We start from the raw sequence: 9431 nt of genomic DNA on the forward strand, positions 1-9431 counted from the left end.
CGTGGTGCAGCCCGTGCACGCGTCCCCGGGACCGGGTGGCCCGGCGTTCGAGTATGTCTACCGCCCGCCGGTCTCATCGGAGCTGCAGGAGATCCATCGCCGCGTGCTGGAAGCCGATCTGTGGCGGCAGCTGCCGGAGGTGCAGGCCATCGACGGCATGTTCGCGCTGCCGCGCCGGCTGCGCTTCGTCACTGCCGAATGCGGTGAGTTCGGTGCGTTCTACAGGCCGCGCGCCGCCGAGGTGGTGCTGTGCTACGAGACCCTGCGCACGCTCTACGAGCAGGGCCAGGAACACCAGCAGGCGCTGGGGCTGGGCGACGACCATCCGCTGCGCTACCTGAGCGCCAACGTGCGCTTCATCGTGCTGCATGAAACCGGCCATGCCCTGGTGGATCAGCTGGACCTGCCGGTCACCGGCCGCCAGGAGGACGCGGTGGACCAGCTGGCGGCGATCCTGATGCTGCGCTTTGCCGGGCTGGACGAGACCGCCGGGCAGGTGATCGGCAATCTGCGGCTGGCCGCCAACTGGATGCTTTCGCGCAGCACCGGCGCCTACGACCTGGACGCCTACGCCGACGAACATGCGCTGGGCGAACAGCGCTTCTTCAACCTGCAGTGCATGATCTACGGCACCGACCCGGACGCCTTCGCCGGCATGGTCGCGGCCGGCAGCCTCACCGTCGCCCGTGCCGACGGCTGCGCGCGCGAAACCCGCAACGTCAGCCGCGCCTGGGTGCGGCTGCTGGTACCGCACCTTTCGCCCGGCTACGAAGCGTACGGCGAGGAAGCCCGGCGTTTTCTGGACGGCAAGGGCTGGGTGGGGCCGGGCAGGCAGTAGCGCCAGCGTGCACTGCGGACGTGTGTCGGTGCGCTTCGATGCGCATCGCGCGTGCCGCCACGACATACCGTCCGCGGCCAGCGAGGGTCATGTCGGCAGTGTGCTCACGTCCGGCGCGCGGCCAGCCGTCTGCACGATCGTGATGGGGTGCGTGCTGCCGCCTGCCGCAGCGCCCGGAGACGATGCGGCAGGCAGATGCGGTGCTCAGCCCGTGGGCGCCTGCGCTGGCGTCCAGCCCGCCGACGGATTGGTGTTGACCATCCACGGGATGCCGAAGCGGTCCACCAGCGAGCCGAAGCCCGGCGACCAGAAGGTCTCTGCCAGCGGCATGATCTTCTGGCCGCCTTCGGACAGGGCCTCGTACCAGCGCCGGGCCTGCGCCAGGTCGTCGGTGTGCAGGGTGACGTCGAAGCCGTTCTTGGGCTTGCCGATGTTGGGCGCCCACTCCGGCGGCATATCCGCACCCATCAGCGCCTGGTCGCCAACTTCCAGCCAGCAGTGCATCAGCCACGCACGGTGGTCGGGATCGCCGACCTGCATCTCCGGCGGCGCGTCGCCGTACGGCATGGCGGCGGTGATGCGCCCGCCCAGCACGGCGGCGTAGAACTCGAACGCCTCGCGGCATTGGCCCTGGAAGCTGAGGCTGGTGACGATCTTCATGCGGTGTACTCCATGTGGTCCAGGTGGTCGAAAGAAGGCGTGCGGGTGGTAACACGCCCCGGATTCGGTAGTGCGACGGGCGACGGATGCGGAAATCGACATGGCGTTCGATCTCGGCAGAGGTCTTGCAGGAGGGGGCTCGACCCCGACCCTCAGCCGGCCTGGTGACAGGTGCGCGCGTGTGGGATGGCGCTCGGCCTCGAGCGGCCTCCTACAGGGGCTGCGTGTCGGTGGGCGAGCGGATGTTGCCGTGAGGTGTGCTGCGATGGACTGCAGGAGGGGGCTCGACTCCGACCTTCCGCCGGCCTGATGACAGGTGCGTGTGTGAAATGGCGGTCGGCCTCGAGCGGCCTCCTACAGGGCTGCGTGTCGGTGGGCGAGCGGATGTTGCCGTGAGGTGTGCTGCGGCCGGCTGCAGGAGGGGGCTCGACCCCGACCTTCCGCCGCCCTGATGACAGGTGCGTGTGTGTGAGATGGCGGTCGGCCTCGAGCGGCCTCCTACAGGGGCTGCGTGTCGGTGGGCGAGCGGCCGTTGCTGTGAGGTGTGCTGCGACCGGCTGCAGGAGGGGGCTCGATTCCGACCTTCCGCCGGCCTGGTGACAGGTGCGTGCGTGTGGGATGGCGGTCGGCCTCGAGCGGCCTCCTACAGGGCTGCGTGTCGGTGGGTGAGTGGACGTTGCCGTGAGGTGTGCTGCGACCGGCTGCAGGAGGGGGCTCGACCCCGACTTTCCGCCGGCCTGATGACAGGTGCGTGTGTGTGAGATGGCGGTCGGCCTCGAGCGGCCTCCTGCAGGGCTGCATGTCGGTGGGCGAGCGGCCTTTGCCGTGAAGTGTGCTGCGACCGGCTGCAGGAGGGGGGCTCGACTCCGACCTTCCGCCGGCCTGATGACAGGTGCGTGTGTGTGAAATGGCGGTCGGCTTCGAGCGGCCTCCTACAGGGGCTGCGTATCGGTAGGCGAGCGGATGTTGCCGCGACATGTGCTGCGAGCAATGTGCGCAACGCGAACGCGTTCGATGACGGGCGCTTCTCGCGGCGGCGGCTAGGGTCTGCACTCCGTTCCGACCGGAGATGGACGCATGCAACTCCAGGGTTCCTGCCACTGTGGCAAGGTGCGCTTCCGCTGCGAGGCCTACGCGCCGGCGCCGTTCCTGCACTGCTACTGCTCGATCTGCCGCAAGACCGCCGGCGGTGGCGGCAGTGCGGTCAACCTGGGCGCGCGCGCCGACACCCTGGAGGTGGACGGGCGCGAACACCTGGGCGTGTACCAGGCCCGGATCCGCGAGGAGGACGGCGGCTGCCGGATCAGTTCGGGGCGCCGGCACTTCTGCATGGGCTGTGGCAGCGCGCTGTGGTTGTTCGATCCGGAATGGCCCGACCTGGTCCATCCGCATGCGGCGGCCATCGACACGCCGTTGCCGCTGCCACCGGAGCGCGTGCACATGCTGCTGGACTCGAAGGCCAACTGGGTGCAGGTGCCGGACGGGCCGTCGGACGTGCACCTGGACGGCGCGCCGAGCGAATCGCTGGAGGACTGGCATCGCCGGCACGGGCTGCTCGACGCCTGACGGCCAGCCGCCGCGCGGCGTGCGTGCACGGCTGCGCGTCCGGGAGGACATCCTGCGCCTGCCGGTGCTGCCTGCTGTCGTCGCCCAGGACCGCCGGTGCGTCGTGCGGTTGACCGCATGATCCGACACGCTCGGCCTGCGGCGCCCGGTGGCGGGCCGCCCTCCTGCAGGAATCACGACGCGATGAACGAGGCTGGCGGTTCCGGTGCGTCACGCCCACGGGGCCAGGTGGCGGAGGTGTTCGCTGCATTCCTCGTGCTCGGATCGACCGCGTTCGGCGGGCCCATCGCGCATCTGGGATACATGCGCGAGGAATTCGTACAGCGTCGCGGCTGGCTGGACGAAGTGCGCTTCGCCCAACTGCTGGCGATCTGCCAGTTCCTCCCGGGTCCGGCCAGCAGCCAGCTGGGGTTCGCGATCGGGCTGCTCCGGGCCGGGTGGGGCGGTGCGCTGGCGGCGTTCGTCGGGTTCACTCTCCCGTCGGCGTTGCTGATGGCCGGCTTCGCGGTGCTGGCGCCGCGCCTCGGGACGGGCGTCGGCGCGGATGTCCTGCACGGGTTGAAGCTGGTGGCGGTCGTGGTGGTCGGCCACGGTCTGGTCGGCATGGCGCGGTTCCCGACCTGCCGCGGGCACTGATCGCGGTGACGGTCTGCGTGCTTGCCGTGCTGACCGGCACCGCCTGGATGCAGCTGCTGGCCATCGCCTCCGGCGGGCTGGCCGGCGCATTGCTGTGCCGCCGGGTGCGGATGCCGGAACCGGCGGCGTTTCCGGTGCGGTACGGGCGCGGTGTGGCGTGCGCCTGCCTGGCGGTGTTCGGGCTGGGACTGGGCGCTGCAGTGATGTCCCCCGACGCCGCAGCGCCGACGCCTGCCGGCGTGGCCGCCGCGTTCTACCGGGCAGGCGCGCTGGTGTTCGGCGGCGGCCATGTGGTGCTGCCGTTGCTGGAGCAGGGCGTCGTCGCGCCGGGCTGGGTGGGTGCGGACGCGTTCATCGCCGGATACGGGGCCGCGCAGGCGGTGCCGGGGCCGATGTTCTCGCTCGCCGCCTTTCTGGGCGCCAAGGTGCCGTTGGACCTGCCGGCAGGAGCGGGCGCGGTGATCGCGCTGGTCGCAGTGTTTCTGCCTGGCTTCCTGCTGGTGCTGGCGGTGCTGCCGGCCTGGGCATTTCTCGCCCGGCACCGCCTGGCCACCGGGGTCATTACCGGCGTCAACGCGGCGGTCGTCGGACTGCTGGCCGCGGCCTTCCATGATCCGGTCTGGACCGAAGGCATCCGCGCGCCGATGGACATGGCCATCGCCGCGATCGGCTTCGCGCTGCTTGCGGTCGCACGCGTCGCCCCGCTGTGGGCCGTGCTGTGGTGTGTGGCGGCGTCGGTCGCGATGGGGATGTGGTGGGCGTGAGCCGACGCGCACCGTGGCCCCGTCTGCGATGGCCTCACCCGGCAACCGGTCCGGGCGGATGGCGGGCGAACCATTCGACGATCATGCCCATGTTCCGCTCGAAACCACCGGGTGCGGAGATGTTGAGGACGCCGGCGCGCGTGTCGCCCGCGTTCTGGAAATCGTGCGTGACGCCGCCCGGTGCGAGCACGAACGAACCCGCAGGGCAGTCGATCCATGCATCGCCGATGAGGAAGCGCATCGTCCCTTCCAGGACGTAGAAAGCGTCGTCCTCCGGGTGCGCATGCGCGCCTGGCCCCGTGGTATCCGGCTCGAGCCACCATTCCGATATCGCGTAGCGCGCATCGGTTTCGCCCTCGTGGGCCTTGAACACCGCGGCCATGCCGCCCATCCGGTAATGCCGGCCTTCTCCCGGCCGGAGGACGATGGGCTGTCGGGCGTCTGCATTCATGGTGGTGTGTCCGGTTCGCCGGTGGCGGGATCGAAACGTGGCAGGCGGGGCAGGCAAGGGATGATGCGCCCGCGCGGCGCCGGATGCGACGGGATGCCGGCGGTGCTTCGCCGGGCCGCCGGCGTCGGGCAGTTGCGGGCCCCGTCCCACGGCTGGCGCAGCGACGCGCGGTGCGGGCGGGCGTGCCATATCGGTCCGGACGGCACCGATGAGTGCGTCAGGTAGCGAAACGCGTTCAGGACGCGGGGCTGCTCCGGCCTGGATCGTCCCGCCGCCGCCTCGTCCGCGGGTGCAGATGCCATGTGAGGCGGCGCGCGCACGGAGGCGCGCGCTCAAGCGCCCCAGCGCTACGTCCAGCCCGGCCTGGATCCGTCGCGGAGAACGGCCGGTCACCATGCCGTCGGCATCGAGCGCGGACCCAGCGGGTTTCGTCCACGGCGCTCCAGTGCCAACGACGGCTCCGCCCGCCATCACGGGTGAGCACGCGCATCCGTGCCAGGCCCGGCCGATGCGGTGACGATGCGCATGGCCCAGACAGGGGCGCGTTGTTTCGCCGGTCGTGCGGTCCGGGGATCGCGCCACGAGGGCTGCGCCATGGCAGGCCGTGAAGGTCAACGGAAGCGCCCATTTCGCTGGATGCACATTGCTTCGGTGCAGCCCTTCAGAACGGCAGGCCAGGGCCGATATGCCCACAGCGCGCATCCCGAGAACGGCTGCCGCGGCGCCGCGGTCAGGCGTTGAACCTCATGCCCAGGGGAGGGCCGGTTCGGGGACACCCGCAGGACTCAGGTGGGGCGGCGCATCGGCCGGCCGCCCGACAGCTGTGGCAGACAACTTGCATCCATGGCGCATCAGCCCTGTCACCCCGGGGCTGGGTCAGCGATTGCTGGCTTTCCCGTTCCGCTCCCACCCGCCTCTTCGAATCACCGGACCCCGATCATGTTTCTTTCTCGTGTGTTGTCCCTGCTCGGCCTGACCTCGATGGCCATCGGCCTGAGCATGCCGGCACATGCGGCCATCACCGCCCGTGTCACCTACAACACGCATGCGGACTACCTGGCCACCGGCAACCCGGCGCCGGGCCAGCTGGTGTTCTTCCGGTCGGACACGGCCAATGCGGGAGGCAACTATGGCGGCGTGGCCAACAACAACAATGCACGGCTCGACCTCTCCGGAAACGTGACCAATGCGCCGGTGAACCTCGGATCGACGGCAGGGCACTTCACCGTGCTGTACAACCATGCCAACGCCGGCCAGGCCCAGTACTGCACGACGTCGCCGATCAACTTCTTCACGTCGCAGTATCTGAGCGATGGTCAGACCATCGACGTCACCGTGACCTGCCAGGCGCCCGACACGCAGCCGCCGACCCTGGTGAGCGCCGCCAGCAGCACGGACGGTACGGACATCGTGACGACATGGTCCGAAGAGATCGATTTCAGCTTCGGGGAGCTGTCCGATTTCACCCTGCGGCAGAACGGGGTGCCCGTCCCATTGACGGGTTACACCCACAGCGGGTCGAGTCTGACGCTGCACGTCAGCCCCGCGCTCGCGGCCGGCACGACCTTGACGCTGGATTACACCGACGCCGGAGGCCTGAACGACGCGTCGTACAACGCCGCGCAGAGCTTCAACGGCCGGGTGGTGACCAACAATGTGGTCAGTACCGCCCCCCCTGTCGTTTCCGACGCGCGGATCTCCATCAGCGGTGCATCCGGCACCGGCGGCGCCTACAAGATCGGCGACACCGTCACCGCGACCTGGAACAACACCGCTGGCGGCGACAACAACACAAGCACGGTCACCGCGGTGACCGTGGACTTCTCCCAGTTCGGTGGCGGCGCTGCCGTCGCGGCGACGAACAGCAGTGGCGTCTGGACGGCGACCTACACGTTGACCGCTGGCGCCATCGATGCGACCAGTCGCAACGTAAGCGTCACTGCCACCAATGCGTATGGCAGCACCACCACGGCCGACACCACCAATGCCACGGTCGACACCATCGCGCCGACGGTGACCGACGGACGCATCAGCATCAGTGGTGCCAGCGGCACTGGCGGCGCCTACAAGATCGGCGACACGGTCACCGCGACCTGGAACAACACCGCCGGCGGCGACAACAACACCGACACCATCAGCAGCGTGACCGTGAACTTCACCCAGTTCGGCGGCGGGGCCGCGGTGGCGGCGACCAACAGCGCCGGGACCTGGACGGCGACGTACACCGTGGTCGCCGGTGCCATCGACATGGGCAACCGCAACGTGACGGTGACCGCGACCGACAATGCCGGCAACGTCACGGCCACGTCCGACACCAGCAATGCCACGGTCGACAACATCGCCCCGACCGTGAGCAGCATCGTGGTCAGCGGTTCGCCGGGCTCCGGGGACACCGCGATGGCGTTCACGGTGAACTTCAGCGAGTCGGTGGCGAACGTGTCCACCGACGATTTCACCCTGGTCGGTACCGGGAGCGCGGCGGCCAGCATCGCCAGCGTGTCGGCCAGCAGTGGCTCGGCGATCAACGTCAACATCGGCGGCATTTCCGGTACCGGCACGCTGAAGGTCAACCTCAACGGCGGCACCAACGTGGTCGATGATGTCGGCAATACGGTGGCCGGCTACAGCGCCGGCCAGACGCACTCGGTCAACATCCTGACCGCGCCGCAGGCACCGACCATCGGCGCCGCCACAGCCGGCGACGGCCAGGTGTCGGTGGCGTTCACCGCGCCGGTCAACAACGGCGGCTCGGCGATCACCGGCTACACGGTGACCTCCAACCCGGGCTCGATCACCGCTGGCGGCAATGGCTTCACCACCTCGCCGATCACCGTGACCGGGTTGACCAACGGCACGGCCTATACCTTCACCGTGACCGCGACCAATGCGGTCGGCACCAGCACCGCCTCGGGGGCTTCGGGCAGCGCCACGCCCAAGGGCAACCAGACCATCACCTTCACCCAGCCCACCGCGCAGTCCTTCGGCAGCAGTCCGACCCTGGCAGCGAGCGCGACCTCGGGGCTGGCGGTGAGCTTCAGCTCGTCCACCACGGGCGTGTGCACCACCACCACCGGCGGTGAGCTGACCTTCGTCACCGCAGGCAGCTGCACCATCAATGTCGACCAGGCCGGCAACGGCGCCTGGAACGCGGCCTCCCAGGTCAGTCGCACCTTCACGGTCAACGCGGTCGTGCCGGGTGCGCCGACCATCGGCACGGCCGTGGCCGGGGACAGCCAGGCGGACGTGAGCTTCACCGCGCCGGCGTCCAACGGCGGCGCGACCATCACCGGGTACACGGTCACCTCCAATCCCGGCGGGTTCACCGGCACCGGCGCAGGCTCGCCGATCACGGTGGCCGGGCTGACCAACGGGGTGTCGTACACCTTCACCGTCACCGCCACCAACAGTGCCGGCACGGGTGCGGCCTCGGGCGTGTCCAACAGCATCACGCCGGCCTCGCCGCAGACCATCACCTTCGCCAATCCCGGCACGCAGACCTTCGGCACCGCGCCGGACCTGTCGATCCTGGGCGGCGGTGCATCGTCCACCTCGGGGCTGACGGTGACGTTCACCTCGGCGACCACTGGTGTGTGCACGATCACGTCCGGTGGCGAGCTGACCTTCATTACCGCCGGCAGCTGCACCATCAACGCCGACCAGGCCGGTAACAGCGGCTTCCTGCCTGCGGCCCAGGTCCAGCAGACCTTCACCGTCGCCGCGGTCGCTCCGGGTGCGCCGACCATCGGCACGGCCACCGCTGACGACGGGCAGGCCAGCGTGGCGTTCACTGCGCCGGTCGACACCGGTGGCACCACCATCACCGGCTACACGGTGACGGTGAGTCCTGCCGACGTGGCGCCGGTCAGTGGCGCGTCCTCGCCGATTCTGGTGACCGGCCTGACCAACGGCGCGGCCTATACGTTCACCGTCACCGCCACCAACGGTGCGGGTACCGGCCCGGCCTCGGCGGCGTCCGGCGGCGTGACACCGATTGCGGGCCAGACCATCACGTTCAACGACCCGGGAGCGCAGAGCTTCGGCACTTCGCCGGACCTGTCGATCCTCGGCGGCGGCGCGTCGTCCACCTCCGGGCTGACGGTGACGTTCACGTCTTCGACCAGCGGCGTATGCACGGTTACCTCCGGCGGCATCCTGACCTTCGTCAGCGCCGGCACCTGCACGATCAACGCCGACCAGGCGGGCAATGCCAGCTACCTGGCCGCCGACCGGGTGAGCCGTAGTTTCGCGGTCACCGGCGTGGCGCCGGGCGCACCGGTCATCGGCACGGCCACGGTGATCGGCGCCGGCCAGGTCGCGGTGTCGTTCACCGCGCCATCCAACACGGGTGGTGAGGCGATCACGTCCTATACCGTCACCTCCAGTCCGGGCGGACTGAGCGGTACCGGCAGCGCATCGCCGATCACCGTCAGCGGCCTGGCGCCGGGGACCAGCTACACCTTCACCGTGACCGCGACCAACAGCGCCGGCACCGGCGCGCCCTCGGCCGTCTCCAACC

Annotated in this window: 7 protein-coding genes; 5 read left to right on the top strand and 2 right to left on the bottom strand. The window is 69.8% G+C overall.

Annotated elements, in window-relative coordinates; genetic code table 11:
- Nucleotides 1-13 precede the first annotated feature (13 nt).
- Nucleotides 14-838, top strand: a complete 825-nt coding sequence (locus tag IB242_RS11255) for a DUF4344 domain-containing metallopeptidase (protein WP_343237132.1) — start codon at nt 14-16, stop codon at nt 836-838.
- Between the two features lie 204 nt (nt 839-1042).
- Here IB242_RS11255 and IB242_RS11260 read toward each other — a convergent pair whose 3' ends face one another.
- Nucleotides 1043-1498, bottom strand: a complete 456-nt coding sequence (locus tag IB242_RS11260) for a VOC family protein (protein WP_192279197.1) — start codon at nt 1496-1498, stop codon at nt 1043-1045.
- Between the two features lie 1077 nt (nt 1499-2575).
- Here IB242_RS11260 and IB242_RS11265 point away from each other — a divergent pair.
- From IB242_RS11265 to IB242_RS20475, 3 genes are all read left to right on the top strand, one after another.
- A complete protein-coding gene (locus IB242_RS11265) occupies nt 2576-3064 on the top strand; it encodes a GFA family protein (protein WP_192279199.1) in 489 nt (162 codons plus the stop codon).
- Nucleotides 3065-3301: 237 nt separating this feature from the next.
- Complete coding sequence (locus IB242_RS20470; RefSeq protein WP_343237133.1) at nt 3302-3700, top strand: chromate transporter; 399 nt, start codon at nt 3302-3304, stop codon at nt 3698-3700.
- Between the two features lie 17 nt (nt 3701-3717).
- Nucleotides 3718-4464 carry a chromate transporter gene (locus IB242_RS20475; protein ID WP_343237134.1) on the top strand — a complete coding sequence of 249 codons (747 nt, stop codon included), beginning with the start codon at nt 3718-3720 and terminating at the stop codon, nt 4462-4464.
- Nucleotides 4465-4498: 34 nt separating this feature from the next.
- Here the strand turns inward: IB242_RS20475 and IB242_RS11275 are convergent, their stop codons facing one another.
- Nucleotides 4499-4915, bottom strand: coding sequence for a cupin domain-containing protein (locus tag IB242_RS11275; protein WP_225540403.1), 417 nt, complete (start codon nt 4913-4915; stop codon nt 4499-4501).
- 939 nt (nt 4916-5854) lie between these two features.
- On the opposite strand from IB242_RS11275, the gene IB242_RS11280 reads away from it, so the two are divergent.
- Nucleotides 5855-9431 (top strand): fibronectin type III domain-containing protein (locus IB242_RS11280; protein ID WP_192279201.1); only part of this gene is annotated, 3577 nt, incomplete at its 3' end.

The organism is Xanthomonas sp. XNM01, assembly GCF_014851915.1.
Lineage (GTDB): Bacteria > Pseudomonadota > Gammaproteobacteria > Xanthomonadales > Xanthomonadaceae > Pseudoxanthomonas.

Bases quoted from the DNA above. Each gene is read 5' to 3' on its own strand.
- IB242_RS11265 (WP_192279199.1), top strand. From the start codon at position 2,576: ATGCAACTCCAGGGTTCCTGCCACTGTGGCAAGGTGCGCTTCCGCTGC.
- IB242_RS11275 (WP_225540403.1), bottom strand. From the start codon at position 4,915: ATGAATGCAGACGCCCGACAGCCCATCGTCCTCCGGCCGGGAGAAGGC.
- IB242_RS11260 (WP_192279197.1), bottom strand. From the start codon at position 1,498: ATGAAGATCGTCACCAGCCTCAGCTTCCAGGGCCAATGCCGCGAGGCG.